The sequence below is a fragment of the Nonomuraea sp. NPDC049655 genome, assembly GCF_044465465.1.
In the GTDB taxonomy this organism is placed as follows: Bacteria; Actinomycetota; Actinomycetes; order Streptosporangiales; family Streptosporangiaceae; genus Nonomuraea.
In genome coordinates, this window is record NZ_JBITLS010000002.1 from 721,031 (window position 1) to 737,281 (window position 16,251).

The 16,251-nt window shown below is 71.5% G+C and carries 13 protein-coding genes; 2 read left to right on the forward strand and 11 right to left on the reverse strand.

Annotated elements, in window-relative coordinates; all coding sequences use genetic code 11:
• Nucleotides 1-409 precede the first annotated feature (409 nt).
• Nucleotides 410-679: a hypothetical protein gene (locus tag ACIBQ6_RS08750; protein ID WP_352318980.1), complete on the reverse strand. Its 270-nt coding sequence runs from the start codon at nt 677-679 to the stop codon at nt 410-412.
• 214 nt (nt 680-893) lie between these two features.
• Complete coding sequence (map, locus tag ACIBQ6_RS08755; protein ID WP_364330509.1) at nt 894-1,661, reverse strand: type I methionyl aminopeptidase; 768 nt, start codon at nt 1,659-1,661, stop codon at nt 894-896.
• A gap of 124 nt (nt 1,662-1,785) precedes the next feature.
• Here map and ACIBQ6_RS08760 point away from each other — a divergent pair, with 124 nt between their 5' ends.
• Nucleotides 1,786-2,613 carry a DUF1275 family protein gene (locus tag ACIBQ6_RS08760; RefSeq protein ID WP_397210794.1) on the forward strand — a complete coding sequence of 276 codons (828 nt, stop codon included), beginning with the start codon at nt 1,786-1,788 and terminating at the stop codon, nt 2,611-2,613.
• A gap of 156 nt (nt 2,614-2,769) precedes the next feature.
• Here the strand turns inward: ACIBQ6_RS08760 and ACIBQ6_RS08765 are convergent, their stop codons facing one another.
• The 6 genes from ACIBQ6_RS08765 to ACIBQ6_RS08790 form a co-directional block, all read right to left on the reverse strand.
• On the reverse strand, nt 2,770-3,378 hold the full coding sequence (locus ACIBQ6_RS08765; protein ID WP_358288652.1) for a class I SAM-dependent methyltransferase: 609 nt from the start codon (nt 3,376-3,378) through the stop codon (nt 2,770-2,772).
• A gap of 102 nt (nt 3,379-3,480) precedes the next feature.
• Nucleotides 3,481-4,464 (reverse strand): ketol-acid reductoisomerase, encoded by a 984-nt coding sequence (gene ilvC, locus ACIBQ6_RS08770; protein WP_352319077.1) that lies wholly within the window; start codon nt 4,462-4,464, stop codon nt 3,481-3,483.
• A gap of 23 nt (nt 4,465-4,487) precedes the next feature.
• Entirely contained in the window at nt 4,488-5,012 is a 525-nt protein-coding gene (gene ilvN / locus ACIBQ6_RS08775; protein ID WP_352318972.1) for an acetolactate synthase small subunit, read from the reverse strand.
• Nucleotides 5,005-6,744 carry an acetolactate synthase large subunit gene (locus ACIBQ6_RS08780; protein WP_358288656.1) on the reverse strand — a complete coding sequence of 580 codons (1,740 nt, stop codon included), beginning with the start codon at nt 6,742-6,744 and terminating at the stop codon, nt 5,005-5,007. Before ACIBQ6_RS08780 ends, ilvN begins: the two co-directional genes overlap by 8 nt.
• A 207-nt stretch (nt 6,745-6,951) precedes the next feature.
• Entirely contained in the window at nt 6,952-9,567 is a 2,616-nt protein-coding gene (locus tag ACIBQ6_RS08785) for a putative bifunctional diguanylate cyclase/phosphodiesterase (RefSeq protein WP_397210796.1), read from the reverse strand.
• A 235-nt stretch (nt 9,568-9,802) separates the two neighbouring features.
• Complete coding sequence (locus ACIBQ6_RS08790) at nt 9,803-10,621, reverse strand: 2-hydroxyacid dehydrogenase (protein ID WP_397210798.1); 819 nt, start codon at nt 10,619-10,621, stop codon at nt 9,803-9,805.
• A gap of 116 nt (nt 10,622-10,737) precedes the next feature.
• Here ACIBQ6_RS08790 and ACIBQ6_RS08795 point away from each other — a divergent pair, with 116 nt between their 5' ends.
• Complete coding sequence (locus ACIBQ6_RS08795; RefSeq protein WP_397210800.1) at nt 10,738-11,865, forward strand: PQQ-dependent sugar dehydrogenase; 1,128 nt, start codon at nt 10,738-10,740, stop codon at nt 11,863-11,865.
• Here ACIBQ6_RS08795 and ACIBQ6_RS08800 read toward each other — a convergent pair.
• The 3 genes from ACIBQ6_RS08800 to ACIBQ6_RS08810 form a co-directional block, all read right to left on the reverse strand.
• The gene (locus ACIBQ6_RS08800; RefSeq protein ID WP_397210802.1) at nt 11,862-13,745 is read right to left on the reverse strand and encodes a VanW family protein; all 1,884 of its coding nucleotides are present in this window, start codon (nt 13,743-13,745) and stop codon (nt 11,862-11,864) included. The two genes, ACIBQ6_RS08795 and ACIBQ6_RS08800, sit on opposite strands and share 4 nt — an antisense overlap.
• A gap of 200 nt (nt 13,746-13,945) precedes the next feature.
• Nucleotides 13,946-14,608 (reverse strand): response regulator, encoded by a 663-nt coding sequence (locus tag ACIBQ6_RS08805; protein WP_358288670.1) that lies wholly within the window; start codon nt 14,606-14,608, stop codon nt 13,946-13,948.
• A complete protein-coding gene (locus tag ACIBQ6_RS08810) occupies nt 14,605-16,170 on the reverse strand; it encodes an ATP-binding protein (protein WP_397210804.1) in 1,566 nt (521 codons plus the stop codon). The genes ACIBQ6_RS08805 and ACIBQ6_RS08810 overlap by 4 nt, the downstream gene beginning before the upstream one ends.
• Nucleotides 16,171-16,251 lie beyond the last annotated feature (81 nt).

Consider the following 16,251-nt stretch of genomic DNA (forward strand, 5'->3'; position numbering starts at 1 on the left):
CCGGATGCCCGGTGGGCCGCCGCGGTTCACCCGGCTCGACAGGATGGTCATCACGATCCGATCACCTGGAGCACCAGATATAGTCCGCATTTTCACTACATAGCCGACACGGGCGCGCCAGAATGCGGATTCAACGCCGTGGCGAACCCCTGACCCCGGGAGCGCCGGGCCGTCGCCGGCCCCCACCCCCAAGCCGGTCGTCCCACCGCATGCCCGGCACGCTCCCCTCCCGGCGGGCCCGCGCCGCACGTCCCCCCGCACACCGGACCGCGGCCGGGCCCGCCCCCTCCGGCAGAGCCCGGCCCGAACCTTCGGCTTTCCGTACGGGAGCTGGAAAAGGGCACGACAAAGGGGCCTGCCCCGGTGGACAGGCCCCTTAGTCGTGCAGTTCAGCCGCTGAGGAATTACTTCAGCTGACGGCGCACTTCGTGTCTTTGCTCTTGATGCCGAGGATCTGGCTCAGGATGTCGCCGGTCTCGAGGACGAGCACGCCGCTGGTGCTGTTGTCGACCTCGCCACGGGCGAAGATGTTCTCGTCACCGCAGACGAAGAGAACCCGGCCCGGGTCCTCGTCGGAGTGAGGGACGAAGGCCATGTGAGGGGTCGCCGCTAGAGCGGAGCCGCCGACCATGACCATCCCGCCGACGAGCCCGGCCAGGATGAGCCCTTGTCTGAACATATCGATTCTCCTTGATACCTATCGACTACTCTCCGTAGCTATCGGGAGGAGATTTGCCCTAGGCCCTCTTTCAACAAACGCCGCTATTTCTGTCTTTACCTGCGCAAATACGCGGCTTGGGGGAAGGGGTGACACAGCTCACCCTTCTTGACCGATCGGTGTACGCGGCAGAGGAATATCCGGGCCGGTCGTGACCACGCGCTGACAGGAGGCGTCAAGGGAGGGTGAGAACCACCGGGCCGTCCGCGGTGATGGCCACCGTGTGCTCGACGTGGGCACTCCTGCTGCCGTCGCCGGAGCACACCGACCACCCGTCCTCGGCCATGACGTACTCGTCGTCGCCGCCCGCCATCAGGCTCGGCTCGATCGCGATCACCAGTCCGGGGCGCAGCCGCAGGCCGCGTCCGGGGCGGGCCTCGTTGGGCACGAACGGCGACTCGTGCATGGCCCGGCCGATGCCGTGGCCGCCGAAGTCGTTCTGCATGCCATAGCCGGCGCCGCGGCCGACCAGCGACATCGCGTGCCCGATGTCGCCCATCCGGCCGCCCGGCACGGCGGCCGCGATGCCCGCCGCCAGCGTCTCCTCGGCCACCCGGATGAGCTTGAGGTCCTCGGCGCGGCCGGGCCCGACGGTGAAGGTGACCGCGCCGTCGGCGTGCCAGCCGTCGATGTGCGCGCCGAAGTCCACGCTCAGCACGTCGCCCTCGCGCAGCCGGTACGGCGTGGGCAACCCGTGCAGCATGACCCCGTTCACGGACGTGCACACCACCCCCGGGTACGGCATGGCCCCGAACGACGGGTGGTAGCCGAGGAACGACGACCGCGCCCCGGCCTCGTGCATGACCTCGCGGGCCACCTCGTCGAGCTGCAGCAGCGACACCCCGGCGGCGGCCCGCTCCTTGACGGCGGCGTGCACGTTGGCCACGACACGGCCCGCCTCCCGCATGGCGTCGATCTCCCCGGCGGTCTTGAGCGTGATCACAGCGGCCTCCCAGCCCTCGGCGCGATAACTATACCGGTATTATTATCACGCTTCCCGGAAGCTCGCAGCCGTCCCGCCACCCTGTTGACCAATCACCCAGAGTAATCGTTATAGTGCTCAGAGTATGCGTTTCGGACGGTTCTCCATGCTCGCTCTGGCGCTCGCGGCAGGGGCCGTCGACGCGCTGAGCTTTCTCGCGCTCGGACAGGTGTTCACCGCGAACATGACCGGCAACGTCGTCCTGCTCGGCCTGGCGCTCGGCACCGGCGACACCTCGCACGTCATCCGCTCGGGAATCGCCCTGACCACGTTCTGCCTGGGTTTGGCGATCGGCTTCACCCTGCTGGGCGGCGCCACCCCCGCAGGACGCGCTCCCCCGCCCCCGCGGACCACCACCCCACCCGCCCGCGCCCCGACGGAAGCACAGGCCCAGCAGCCCGCGACGGCGCCGGACGGGGAAACGGCGGAGGGGCTGGACCGGGAACGCGTGGAGGCGCAGATCCGGGGGCCGGTGGGGGTGCCTGTCGGGGTGCCCGTGCGGCCGCTGGTGGTGCTGCTCGCGGAGCTGGCGCTGCTGGTGGTGGTGGCGGCCGGATGGGCGGCCCGCGTGCTGCCGCATCCGGCGCTGATCGCCGCCTCGGGGACGGCGATGGGCCTGCAGAGCGCGGTCACGCGCTGGGCGGGCGGCCCCGGGCTGTCCACGACCTACGTCACGGGCACGCTGACCAGCCTGGCGGGCCGGGCGGTCGGCCCGCGATCGGGGGTGCTGCGCCCGCTGGGTGTGGTGCTCTGCGTGGTCTCGGGCGCCGTCGTCGCGGCCTCGGCGCTGCGCGTGCACGCCGCCGTCACCCCGTTCATCGCCCCGGCCACGGTCGCGGCGGCCACCGCCGCCTGGGCCCTCACCGCGACCCACCGCGCAAAACCGCGCCCATGCGGCCGTTCAGCCCTGTAGCGGGAAGCCGGACGCTTTGCGACAGGTGAGCGCCGTACCCGGAGGGCGGCGCGCCTGGCGATAGGTCAGCCCGGAAGTCCCGAGGCGGCAGGTTGCGAGCAGGTCAGACCGGTAGTCCCGAGGGGGCGGGTTCGCGGTGGGTCAGACCGGATGACCCTACGTGGCGGGTTTGTGGTAGGTCAGGAGGTAGCGCCAGAAGAGCAGCCGGCGCAGGGAGAAGCCGGGCAGCAGGGACGCCGCTTCCCGCCGTACCTCCGCGAAGGACATGTCCGGCGGCCGCACCGGCGCGGGCACGGACCCGGCACGCGCCCCGCCCACGCGCTCCCCCGCCGCCACCACCACCCGGGCCGCCGCGTTCACCGGTATGGCGGCCAGGCTCCACGCGAAGTCGGCGGCCGTCCGCTCCGCGTAGCACCCGAGGACGGCCAGCACCCCGCCGGGCGCCAGCGCGTCCCGGAAGGCGGCCACGGTCCCGAACGGCATGTGGTGCAGGCTGGCCAGGCAGGAGATGTAGTCGTAGCGCCCCGCGGGCAGCTCCATGCGCGTGACGTCGGCGCACAGGAACCGCACCCCGCCCACCGGCGCCGACGAGGCGGCCTCGATCACCTCGGGCGCCGGGTCCACCGCGTCGACCTCGATCCCGAGGCCCGCCAGCCGCCGCGCGAACCGCCCGGTGCCGCAGCCGACGTCGAGCGCCGTCCGGGCCCCCTCGGGCACGAGCCGTGCCATCGCCGGGTGGTAGTGATCGTTGTGATCGAAAGGCATCCCGGCATCATGCCATCGCCTCGCCGGAGAACCCCCGAGAACGGGCGAAAAGCATCGCCCGCCCGCTGACCGTGCAGCGGGCGGGCGACGTACGGCGAAGGGTCAGCCCTTCAGCCAGCTCATCATCGGACGCAGCTTCGCGCCCGTCTTCTCGATCGGGTTCTCGGCCAGCTCCTCGCGGTGACGCGTGAACTCCTTCTGACCGCCGTCGAACTCCTCGACGAGCTGCCGGGCGAAGGTGCCGTCCTGGATCTCGCCGAGGATGCGGCGCATCTCCTGACGGGTCTCGTCGGTGATGACGCGCGGGCCGCGGGTGTAGCCGCCGTACTCGGCGGTGTCGGAGACCGACCAGTACATCTTGGAGATGCCGCCCTCGTACATGAGGTCGACGATGAGCTTCATCTCGTGGAGGCACTCGAAGTAGGCGACCTCGGGCTGGTAGCCGGCCTCGATGAGGGTCTCGAAGCCCGCCTTGATCAGCTCGGAGACGCCGCCGCACAGCACGGCCTGCTCGCCGAACAGGTCGGTCTCGGTCTCCTCGGTGAAGGTGGTGCGCAGCGCGCCGGCGCGGGTGCCGCCGATGCCCTTGGCGTACGACAGCGCCAGGTCGAGGGCCTTGCCGGAGGCGTCCTTCTCGACCGCGACGAGACACGGGACGCCGCGGCCGGCCTCGAACTGGCGGCGGACCAGGTGGCCCGGGCCCTTCGGGGCGACCATGCAGACGTCGACGCCCTCGGGCGCCTCGATGAGGCCGTAGCGGATGTTGAGGCCGTGGCCGAAGAAGAGCGCGTCGCCCTCGACGAGGTTGGGGGCGACGTGCTCGGCGTACAGGTGGCGCTGGATGTGGTCCGGCGCGAGGATCATGGTGAGGTTGGCCTCCTCCACCGCCTCGGCCGGGGTGACGACCCGCAGCCCGTCGTTCTCCGCCTTCTCGCGGCTCTTGGAGCCCTCGGGAAGACCGACGCGCACGTCGACGCCGGAGTCACGCAGGGAGAGCGCGTGGGCGTGGCCCTGGCTGCCGTACCCCAGCACGGCCACGTGACGCCCCTGGATGATCGACAGGTCGGCCTGGTCGTCGTAGTAGATCTCGGTCACTTGAATAAAACCTTTCAGGCGGTACGGTCCAGTGCCCTGAGGGACCGGTCTGTGATGGAACGGGCGCCGCGGCCGATGGCCACCATGCCCGACTGAACGAGTTCTTTGATCCCGAACGGCTCAAGGACCTTGACGAAGGCCTCAAGCTTGTCGGGAGTGCCGGTGACCTCTATGGTCACCGCGTCGGCCGCGACGTCCACGCAGCGGGCACGGAAGAGGTTGACGAGTTCGAGGACGTGCGACCGGTTCTCGGCGTCCGCCTTGACCTTGATCAGCATGAGTTCGCGCTGGACCGACTGTGACGGGTCCAGTTCGACGATCTTCAGGACGTTGACCAGCTTGTTGAGCTGCTTGGTGACCTGTTCAAGGGGCAGCTCCTCCACGCTCACCACGATCGTGATGCGCGAGATGTCGTCGTGCTCGGTGGGCCCGACGGCGAGCGAGTCGATGTTGAACCCCCGCCTGCTGAACAGCGCGGAGACCCGAGCGAGAACACCCGGCTTGTTCTCGACAAGCACGGACAGCGTGTGTCTACTCATCCTCGTTCTCCCACTTCGGCGCCATGTCACGGGCGATCTTGATGTCGTCGTTGCTGGTGCCGGCCGCGACCATGGGCCAGACCATGGCGTCCTGGTGGACGACGAAGTCGATCACGACCGGCACGTCGTTGATCTCCATGGCCTTCCTGATGGTCGCGTCGACGTCCTCGGCGCGCTCGCACCTGAGGCCCACACAACCATAGGCCTCCGCCAGCTTGACGAAGTCGGGGATGCGACGCGCGGTCTGCAGGTTGGTGTTGGAGTACCGCTCCTCGTAGAAGAGCGTCTGCCACTGGCGGACCATGCCGAGGTTGCCGTTGTTGATGACGGCGATCTTGACCGGCACGCCCTCCAGGGCGCAGGTGGCCAGCTCCTGGTTGGTCATCTGGAAGCAGCCGTCGCCGTCGATGGCCCACACCGTGGCCTCCGGCCGGCCCATCTTCGCGCCCATGGCGGCCGGGACGGCGAAGCCCATCGTGCCGAGGCCGCCGGAGTTGATGAACGTCCCGGGGTTCTCGTAGTCGATGAACTGCGCGGCCCACATCTGGTGCTGGCCGACCCCGGAGACGTAGTAGGCGTCGGGCCCGGCGATGGCGCTCAGCCGCTCCATCACGTACTGGGGGGCCAGCGTGCCGTCCTCGAAGGTCTCGTAGCCCAGCGGGTAGGTCTCCTTGTAGCCGTTCAGGACGGTCCACCAGTCGGTGTAGTCGCCCTTCTGGCCGGAGGCCTGGATCGCGCCGACGAGGTCGCTGATGACCTCCTTGCAGTCGCCCACGATGGGCACGTCGGCGTGCCGGTTCTTGGAGATCTCGGCGGGGTCGATGTCGGCGTGCACGACCTTGGCCTGCGGCGCGAACGAGGCCAGGTTGCCGGTCACGCGGTCGTCGAAGCGCACGCCCAGCCCGATGATCAGGTCGGATCTCTGCAGCGCGCCCACGGCCGAGACGCTACCGTGCATGCCCGGCATGCCCATGTGCTGGGGGTGGCTGTCCGGGAACGTGCCACGGGCCATCAGGGTGGTGACGACCGGGATGCCGGTCAGCTCGGCGAGCTGCAGCAGCTCGGCCGACGCGCCGGCCTTGTGCACGCCGCCGCCGACGTACAGGACCGGCCGCTGGGACTCGGCGATCAGCTTGGCGGCCTCGCGGATCTGCTTGGAGTGCGGCCTGGTGACCGGGCGGTAGCCCGGCAGCTGCATGACAGGCGGCCAGCTGAAGGTGGTCTGGGCCTGCAACGCGTCCTTGGAGATGTCCACCAGCACCGGCCCCGGACGGCCGGTCGAGGCGATGTGGAAGGCCTCCATGATCGTGCGCGGGATGTCCGCGGGATCGGTGATCAGGAAGTTGTGCTTCGTGATCGGCATGGTGATGCCGGAGATGTCGGCTTCCTGGAAAGCGTCCGTGCCGATCATCGGGGCGGCGACCTGGCCGGTGATCGCCACGATCGGCACCGAGTCCATGAAGGCGTCGGCGATCGGCGTCACCAGGTTGGTGGCCCCGGGGCCGCTGGTCGCCATGCAGACCCCGACCTTGCCGGTGGCCTGCGCGTAACCCTCGGCCGCGTGGCCGGCGCCCTGCTCGTGCCGTACAAGCACGTGCCGGACCTTGGTCGAGTCGTAAAGGGGATCGTAGGCGGGCAGAATCGCGCCGCCCGGGATCCCGAACACGGTGTCGACTCCCACGTGCTCCAGCGCCCTCACCAGGGCCTGTGCACCTGTCATCCGTTCGGTCATCGGCTCGTTCCTTGCGTGGCTACTCACTTAAGGACATAAAAAATGCCCCTTCCCACCGGCGGGGGTGGGACTGGGGCGGCGCGCAGGTCGGAGTGCTTCGCTATCGGCCTGCGCGCCGGCGAAGTACTACGAGAATCTCACTGCGAAGCATGCCTTACACCATAGCCGCTCAGAACGCCCCGATGTCAACTTGGCGGGACGCGAGTCTCACACGGTGAGACTCGTCCGCATGAGACTGTCCACGCCGCGGGCCGCCATGGGTCGCGCCACCAGGAAACCCTGCCCTCTGGTGCAGCCCATCTCGCGCAGCAGCTCCAGCTGCTCGGGCCGTTCGATGCCCTCGGCCACCACGGTGAGCCCGAGGTCGTGGCCGAGCCGCACGATCGTGCGGGTGAGCAGGGTCAGCGTGTCGTCCCTGCCCAGGCCGGACACGAACGACGGGTCGATCTTGATCATGTCGACCGGGAGCTGCCGGAGGAAGGCCAGCGAGGCGTAGCCGGTGCCGAAGTCGTCGATCGCCAGCCGCACGCCCAGCGCGCGCAGCTCCGACAGCCGCCTGATGGTCTCCTCTGCGTCCTCGACGAGCATCTCCTCGATCACCTCAAGGGTGAGCGCCGAGGCGGGCAGGCCGCTCTCGGCCAGCGCCTGCTCGACGGTCTCGACGAAGCGGGGCGCGGTGATCTGCCGGGCCGACAGGTTGAGCGACAGCCCGATGTCCCAGGACGAGGCCCGCCAGGACGCCACCTCGCGGCACGCCTCGCGCAGGATCCACTCGCTCAGCGGCACGATCAGCCCGGTGTCCTCGGCCGGGCCGAGGAACTGTTCCGGCGGCACGAACACCGAGCCGCGCCACCACCGCACCAGCGCCTCGACCGCGGTCACCCGGGACGTGGCCAGGTCGACCACGGGCTGGTACTCGATGGCGAACTGCTGCTCGATGAGCGCCCGCTGCAGGTCGGCGGCCAGCTCCAGGCGGCGCACCACGTCGGCGTGCATCTGCGCGGCGAACACCTCGACCCGCCGCCCGCCCAGCTCCTTGGAACGCGCCATCGCCACATCGGCGTTGCGCATGAGGTCGCCGGCGGGCAGGCCGTCCTCGGTGAAGGCCACGCCCACGCTCGCGGTCAGCGCCACGTCGCGGTCGGCGACCCGGAACGGCTCCTGGGAGACCGCGCGTACCAGGCGCTCGGCCATGTCCACGGCCATCTGGGCGTCGCCGCCGGTCTCCACGAGCACGGCGAACTCGTCGCCGCCCCACCGGGCCAGCGTGTCGTCGGCGCGTACGGCCCCGCGCAGCCGGCGGGCGGCCTGGCCGAGCAGGTAGTCGCCGCTGGCGTGCCCCACCGAGTCGTTGACCGAGGTGAACCCGTCGAGGTCGAGGAAGATCACCGCGACGTTGCCGGACGTGCGGCCGGCCAGCACCTCGCGGGTGCGCTCCTCGAAGTAGGCGCGGTTGGGCAGCCCGGTGACGCCGTCGTGGAAGGTCAGGTGGGCGACCTGGTTGCGCAGGGCCTCCTCGTCGCTGACGTCGCGGGTGGTGACGAGCATGAGGTCGTCGCCGCCGATGTGGCGGGTGGCGACCGACTCGGTGGGCCGCCAGGTGCCGTCGGCGGCGCGCACCCGGCAGGCGATCAAGCAGGCGCCCGGCGCGGCGCCCTCCTCGTCGGTGGTCATGGCGCGCATCGCGGCCTGGATGCCCGGGACGTCCTCGGGGTGGATGTAGTCGAAGATCGAGCCGCCGACCAGCTCCTCGGGCGGGTAGCCGTAGGTGACCTCGACGCCGGCGCCGATCTCGTGGACGACGCCCTCGTAGTCGCACAGCAGCACCACGTCGCCGGTGCTCTCGGCCAGCTCCCTGAGCTGCCGCTCGCCCAGCGAGACCAGGCCGCGCAGCCGGATGGACGCCGCCGAGAGCACGAACAGGCGTACCAGCAGGAGCAGCACCACGGAGACCGCGACCACCACGACGCCGGTCACCGGCTGCGCGGCCCGGGCTCCGGCCAGGTGGGCGAGCAGCGTGCAGGCGGCCACGGCGACGAGCGCGAGCGGCATCATCGCGACCACGTTGCGCACGACGGGACCGCCGACCGGCCGCGCCCGCGGCCCCCAGGGCAGGGCGGCCAGCAGCAGCAGCGCGACGGGCACGAGCATGACGGTCCACATGGGCGGCGGGTCGCCGGCCAGGCGGGCCATGGCGGCCGACAGGCCGCCGACGGTCATGGTGGCCAGCACGCCCACCCCGGCCAGGCCGAGCAGCCAGGAACCGGCCCGGCTGGTGAGCACCGAGGGGATCACCCCGCAGGTGACGAGCAACGCGATCATCGGCGGCACCATGGCGAACGTGAACGTGGGCGCGTCGCCCGCGTCCTCGTAGTAGTGGCGCAGCGCCACCACCCAGCCGATGAGGAAGAGCGAGGCCGCGCACAGGTACGCGTCCGTGAGATGCCGTAACACGACCTTGGCCGGGAACCGGCGGTCGGCGGCGATCAGCGCGCCGCCCGCGATGATCACGGTGCCGAGCAGGACGAACAGGTCGGCGAAGCTGACGACGAAGCTGGTGGCGACCGCGCGGAGCGCCACGCCGGCGAGCCACACGACGGCGCCGCCGCCCATCCAGCGCGCGGCCATCGCCATCGAGCGGTGTTCGGCCGACCTGACCGAGGCCACCAGCAGCGAGGCGGCGGCGACCAGTGCCGCCACGCCTCCCGCCACGGCGCCGGTCAGCACGGCCGGCCCGCCCGCGAGGAGCGCGGCGGCGAACGCCACCACTCCGGCCGCCCCTGCGGCGGCCAGCGGCGCCCGTGGATCACGCCAGCGGATCACAGTCGTTGCCCATCCTGTCTTGAACCCTGCACCAGTGACCGCCGAAGCCCGGCGCTCACATCGCCAGTGTGTGCGGTCGCGGATGCGCGGGTGGTGACAACGCCGATGTCGTCACCGATCTGATAACCACACAGACCAATTTCCGCCAAGAGTTCCTTGACAGCGAGTCAGGAACTCCCTGCAGACGCCACCGTACGCACGAAAGGTCACGGACCAGCCACGTTCCGGGATCCTCTCAATACGAGTCGGTAATGACGTTGATCAACTCTTCACCTGCGAGGTAGCGGCCGAGCTGCTCGCGGATCAGCCGGAGCGTGCGCCGCACGGAGGCGGGGGTGCTGCCCGCGATGTGCGGCGTGATCAGCACGCCCGGAGCGCTCCAAAGGGGGTGGCCCTCCGGCAGCGGCTCGGGCGCGGTGACGTCGAGCGCGGCGCGTAGCCTACCGGTTTTGAGCTCGGCGATCAGGGCTTCGGTGTCGACCACGCCGCCCCTGGCCGCGTTGACCAGGACGGCGCCGTCCTTCATGCGGGCCAGGAAGGCGGCGTCGGCCATGCCGGCGGTGTCGGGCGTGGCGGGCACGAGCAGGACCACGACGTCGGCCGACGGCAGCAGCGCGGGCAGCTCCTCCATCGCGTGCACGCCCTCGCGCGCGCTCCTGGCCACCCGGACGACCTCGACCTCGAAGCCGCTCAGCCGCCGCTCGACCGCCGCGCCGATGGACCCGTGGCCGACGATGAGCACGGTGGAGTCGGCCAGCACGCCGGTGTGGTGGTAGGTCCACTCGCCGCGGCGCTGGGCGTCGGTGAATCCGGGGAACTCCCTGAGCACCGCGATCATCGCGCCGACCGCCCACTCGGCGGTGCCGGCGTCGTGCACGCCGCGGGCGTTGCACAGCACCACCCCTTCGGGCAGGTGCGGCCGGTACGGCTCCACCCCCGCGGTGACGGTCTGCACCAGCCGCAGCGAGTCCATCCGCGCCAGCGTCCCCGGCACGTCGGGCACCACGACCAGCGGCGGGATCCAGACCTCGACGTCCTCGATGCCGTCCGGCATGGCCGAACCATCGTAAACAGCGCATTCAACGCCTGGCATGTCAGAAAGGACATCCGCCGCCGCTTCGGACGGAACCCAGATCTTCATGCCGAGAACCTTACGACCCGCGGGGAAGTATGGAACACATGAGGAAGCTCTGGACGATCGTGCTCCTGGCCACGCTCCCCGCCTGCTCGGCCGGCGGCGAGGCGCCGACGGCCGAGGACCCGGCGGCCTCGGTCCCGGCGGCCTCCACCCCGACGGCCTCCACCCCGACGACCGGGGCCCCGACGGCCAAGGCTCCGACGGCCAGGGCGCCCCGCGCTCCCAAGGACGTGGCGACCGGTCTGGCGGTGCCGTGGGCGATCGCGTTCCTGCCCGGCGGGGACGCCCTGGTCACCGAGCGGGACACGGCCAGGCTGCTGCGCGTCACCCCCGCGGGCAAGGTCACCGAGGTCGCCCGGATCGGCGACGCGCGGCCCGGCGGCGAGGGCGGCCTGCTGGGCGTGGCGGTCAAGGACCGGCAGGTCTTCCTCTACTACACCGCCGAGCAGGACAACCGGATCGTCCGCTACCGGCTCGGCGACGACGGTCTCGGCGACGAGCGGCTCCTCGTCCAGGGCATCCCCAAGGGCGGCATCCACAACGGCGGCCGGCTCGCCTTCGGCCCCGACGGCTACCTGTACGCCACCACCGGCGAGACCGGCGACCGTGGCCTGGCCCAGCGGCGCGACTCGCTCGGCGGCAAGATCCTGCGCATGACCGTGGACGGCGCCCCCGCCCCCGGCAACCCGTTCGGCACGCTCGTCTACAGCTACGGCCACCGCAACGTCCAGGGCCTGGCCTGGGACACCGCGGGCCGCCTGTACGCCTCCGAGTTCGGCGCCGACACCTACGACGAGATCAACCTGGTCCGGCCGGGCGCCAACTACGGCTGGCCGGTGGTCGAGGGCAAGGGGAAGGACGCCCGGTTCGTCAACCCCATCGTCACCTGGTCCACCGGCGAGGCGTCGCCGTCCGGCATGGCGTACGCGGACGGCGCGCTGTGGGTGGGCACGCTGCGCGGCCAGCGGCTGTGGCAGGTGCCGCTGGCCCGGGACGGCTCGCCGGGCGCGCCCGTGGCCCACTACACCGGCCGCTACGGCAGGCTGCGCGCGGTCACCGCGGTGCCCGGCGGCGGCCTGTGGGTGAGCACCAGCAACAAGGACGGCCGGGGCTCACCGCGTCCGGGCGACGACCGCATCCTGGCGGTCGCCACGTCCTAGCCGGCCGCGCCGCAGGTGAGCGCGGTCTGCGGCCGGTACTTGGTGACCAGCTTCTTGTCCTTCTTCACGATCTCGCCGTCCTTGTGGAAGACGCGGGTGACGTCGATCGTGAAGCCCTGCTGGCCGGTGGCCGGCACGCAGCCCGGCTCGCTGCTGGTCGCCCGGCCGAACGGCTTGAAGTCGCGCCGCTCGGACTCGACCGCCTCGACCTTGTCGTACCGCTTGGTGCTCCACAGGGTGACGCTGACCGTCGTGGCGGTGGTGGCGGTCTTGATCAGCACGCCGTACTCGGAGTCGTTGCGCCACTTGAGGTCGCGGTCGGGGTAGAGCAGCGCCACGTCGCGCCCGGCCGGGTAGGAGGGCGCGTAGTAGTCCATGGGCTCGTGCTCGACCAGGTCGAAGCCGCCGAGGAAGGCCGCGTTGTACATGGTGGTGGCGAACTGGGAGACGCCGCCGCCGACGATGTCGACCATCCGGCCGCCGACGATCTGGCCGGCCCGGACGTAGCCGTCCTCGACCGTGCGCTCGCCGGTCGCCTCGTTGAGCGAGAGCGTCTCGCCCGGCTTGACCAGCCTGCCGTCCAGTTCCTGGGCCATGCGGCGGATGTTGGTGACGCGCGGCGGGCAGCAGTCGAAGGACGTGCTGAACGTGCCGACGTTCTCCTTGATGCCGAGGCCGCGGATCTGGCTCGTGGTGACCTCCGGGGTGACCACGCCCAGCTTGACCTCCACGGTCCGCGGGCCCGCGGAGGCGAGCAGCTTCTCGACGTCGCGGGCCAGCAGCTTGGCGTTCACGCCCCGGCCCTTGCGCGCGGGCACCAGCACCGGCTTGTCACCGACGATCTGGTACGTCGCGTCGCGCGGCTGCTGGGCGGCGTCCACGAGGCTGTTCTCCACCGGCGCGAGCGCGGCCTCCGCGTCGAACTGGGGGACGAGCGCGCCGTCGCCGCCCGGCACGTAGGTCAGGTGGGCGGCGATCATGGCGGGGGTGAGCTGGGCCTGCTTGCCGGCGAGGGTCAGCGTGACGGGCGCGGAGACGGCCTTCCTGGCCGCGGCCAGGGCCGACTCGACGCTCTCGGCCGAAGTGGCGGACTTGGCCGGGCGCATGGAGAGCACCACGGCGCCGCCGCCGCGCAGGAACGCCTCGCCGATCCGGCGCACGGCGTCGTCGCGGTCGAGGAGCACGCCGTCCTCGGGCATGCGGGCCTTGGGCTCCAGCCCCGAGAAGGTCACCCTGCCCTCGCGGGCCTGCTTGTCCACGCCTTCGGCCAGGCCCTCGACGGTCCTGGTGAGCTGGGAGGAGTCGATGGTGATCTTCGGCGGGACGTCGGTGGTGCCGGTCAGGCCGCGCCAGACCTCGACCGGGCCAGGGAAGCCGCTGGGGGCCTGCCCGATGGTGCCGACCACGTCGAGTTCGAGACCGGCCTCGTCGGGCTGGACGGTGTCCTTCTTGCCGTTGATGTTCACCGTGACCGGCCGGCTGAGCCTGGGGCCCAGCTCGGTGCGCAGCTTGTCGGCCGCCTGGGTGACGGTCAGGCCGCCGATCTCCACGCCGCCCACCCGGGTGCCGCGCAGCACGGCCCCCGACATCATCACGGCCGGCACCACGTACGCCAGCGTGGCCAGGACGAGCACCAGCACCAGCACCCCGGGCAGCAGGCGACGCCGGCGGACGGGCTCCGGCTCGAAGGCGGGCGGCCGGTCGCCGCTCCCCCCGAACACGGGGGCTGGCCCGGCGGGGTCCTTGTCCTTCATGGGCCACGGCTGCGCGGGCGGCGCCTTCGGTGGCAGCGCGCCGCCGGTCTGGCCGCCGGGCGCGCTCGGTCCTGGGGCCGGCCGGGGCTCCTGCTGGTCCTGCGGGCCGAAGATGTCACGGGACACGCCCGGAGGTAATCCTTCGATCCGCGGCTTCTTGGAGACACCCGACGTGGGCATCGGCACCGAGGCGAACGGGTCCGTCGGTGATTCGATCGGTCCGGCGTTTCGCACGCCTCAATCTCCTCCCGGTCCGCAGCCAAGTCTCAGGCAACAGTAAGGCACGAGTATCCGACTATGTCACCAGAAACGAATACGGAAGTGTGTCAACCTAGCCACCGGTAGCGATGTTCCGGCCGTCCGGCGGTGCCGTACCTGGGGTGGAGCTCGGCCCGGCCGGACGCGCACAGGTGCTCCAGGTACCGCCGCGCGCTCACCCTCGACAGGCCCGTGAGCTCGGCCGTCTCGGCCGCCGACAGGTCGCGCCCGGCCTCGCGCAGCGCCTGCGCCACCAGCGCGCAGGTGGCCGCCGACAGGCCCTTGGGCACCGGGACGGGCTGCTTGGGCGCGCCGAACAGCCGGTCCACGTCGTCCTGGCGGGCCTGGGGGCCGATGGCGGTGAGCCGCCTGCGGGTGTCGGCGTACTGGCGCAGGCGTTCGGTGAGCGCGGCGGCGGTGAACGGCTTGATCAGGTAGTTGACCGCCCCGCCGCGCATGGCCTCCCTGACCGTGGCGACGTCGCGGGCCGCGCTGATCATCAGGACGTCCACGTCGTCGATGGCCTTGAGCACCTCCAGGCCGGACATGTCGGGCAGGTAGATGTCGAGCAGGACCAGGTCGGGCCGGAGCTCGGCCACGGCGGCGAGCGCGTCGGCCCCGGTGTGCGCCACGGCGACGACCTCGAAGCCGGGCACGCGCGAGACGTAGCCGCCGTGGATCCGGGCGACCATGAAGTCGTCGTCCACCACCAGGACCCGTACGTCGTTCACGCGTGGGCCTCGGCGGGCAGCAGGGCGGTGAAGACGGCGCCGCCGGCGTTGCGCACCCGCACCCAGCCGCCGCGGCGCAGGCACGCCTGCCGGGTCAGCGCCAGGCCCAGGCCGCGCGGCCCCGACAGGGCGGCCTTCGTCGTGAACCCCTCCCTGAAGACCTCCTCCACCAGCTCGGGGGTGATGCCGGGCCCTGAGTCGCCGACGCGGACGTGCAGCCCCTCGGCGTCGGCCACGACGGAGACCTCGATCGTGCCGCCCGCGCCGTCGAGCGCGTCGATCGCGTTGGCGACCAGGTTCCCGACCACCAGGACGGCGTCCTGCGGGTCGCCGAGCGCGCCCTCCGGCACGGCGGAGTCCTCGGCCAGCACCAGCCGCGCCCCGCGCTCGGCCGCCTCCGCCGACTTGGCCAGCAGCAGCGCGGCCAGCGTGGGGTCCTGGACGCGTTCGCGCAGGCCGGTGGCGTACGCGCCGGCCGTGGTGCGGGTGATGAAGCCGATCGCGGCCTCGTGCTCGCCGAGCTCCAGCAGGCCGACGACGGTGTGCATGCGGTTGGCGAACTCGTGGGCCTGGGCGCGCAGGGCCTCGGTCGCGCTGCTGGTGTCGTCCAGCTCGCGGGCCAGGCGGACCAGCTCGGTGCGGTCGCGCAGGGTGACGACCCAGCCGCGGTGCCGGCCGCGTACCGCGACCGGGGTCCTGTTGAGCACCAGCACGCGCTCGCCGTGCAGCACCACGCGGTCCTCGCCCGGGTCGGCGCCGGTCAGCACGTCGCGCATGCGCTCGGAGACCGGCATGCGGGTCACGTCGGTCCCGAGGTCTCCGAGCAGGTCGCGGGCGGCGTCGTTGACCAGCGTGACCCGCCCGGCCAGGTCGAGGGCCAGCACGCCCTCCTTCACGCCGTGCAGCACGCCCTCGCGCTGCTCCAGCAGCGCGGCGATCTCGCGCGGCTCCAGCCCGAACGTCTGCCTGCGCACCCGGGCGGTGATCAGCGCGGCCAGCGCCAGGCCGGCCAGCAGCACGGCCAGCGCGGTCCAGATCAGCGGCGGCAGCGCGCCGCCGAGCTGGCCGGTGACCGTGGTCTGGAGCACGCCGACCGACACCAGGCCGATGACGTTGCCGTATTCGTCGCGGATGGGGGTCTTGCCGCGGACCGTGGTGCCGATCGTGCCCGTCTCGGTGCCGACCCAGCTGCGGCCCGTACGCAGGACCGCGGTGGCGTCGGTGGACAGCCGCTTGCCGATCAGGGCGGCGTTGGGATGGGCGTAGCGCTTCTGCTCGGCGTTGGCGATGGCCACGTAGTCGGCTCCGGTCTCGTGCTGGACGCTGAGCGCCAGCGGTTGCAGCACCGACTCCGGGTTCTCCAGCCTGAAGGCGTCGCGCACCTGCGGAAGGGCGGCCACCGACTGGGCGATGGCCAGGGCGCGCTGCTGGTGCAGCGCGTCGAGCTGCTCCCTCGTGTGCCCCGCCCACACGCCTGCCGTGCCGCCGACGGCGAGCAGCACGATCACCATCTGGAGCACGAACAACTGGGTGCCGAGGGGGGCGTCGGTAACCCTGCGCACGCCCACATGGAAACAAAGCCAGGTCACGGCCAGGTCGCGACCAATACGACCACTATGACGGCAACCGCCCAAAGCCTCGAC

What these genes read in the sequence shown, in the direction of transcription:
- ACIBQ6_RS08750 (WP_352318980.1), bottom strand. Translation starts at nt 679, where the DNA reads ATGTTCAGACAAGGGCTCATCCTGGCCGGGCTCGTCGGCGGGATGGTC.
- ACIBQ6_RS08760 (WP_397210794.1), top strand. Translation starts at nt 1,786, where the DNA reads ATGCGTTTCGGACGGTTCTCCATGCTCGCTCTGGCGCTCGCGGCAGGG.
- ACIBQ6_RS08765 (WP_358288652.1), bottom strand. Translation starts at nt 3,378, where the DNA reads ATGCCTTTCGATCACAACGATCACTACCACCCGGCGATGGCACGGCTC.
- ilvN (WP_352318972.1), bottom strand. Translation starts at nt 5,012, where the DNA reads ATGAGTAGACACACGCTGTCCGTGCTTGTCGAGAACAAGCCGGGTGTT.
- ACIBQ6_RS08780 (WP_358288656.1), bottom strand. Translation starts at nt 6,744, where the DNA reads ATGACCGAACGGATGACAGGTGCACAGGCCCTGGTGAGGGCGCTGGAG.
- ACIBQ6_RS08790 (WP_397210798.1), bottom strand. Translation starts at nt 10,621, where the DNA reads ATGCCGGACGGCATCGAGGACGTCGAGGTCTGGATCCCGCCGCTGGTC.
- ACIBQ6_RS08795 (WP_397210800.1), top strand. Translation starts at nt 10,738, where the DNA reads ATGGAACACATGAGGAAGCTCTGGACGATCGTGCTCCTGGCCACGCTC.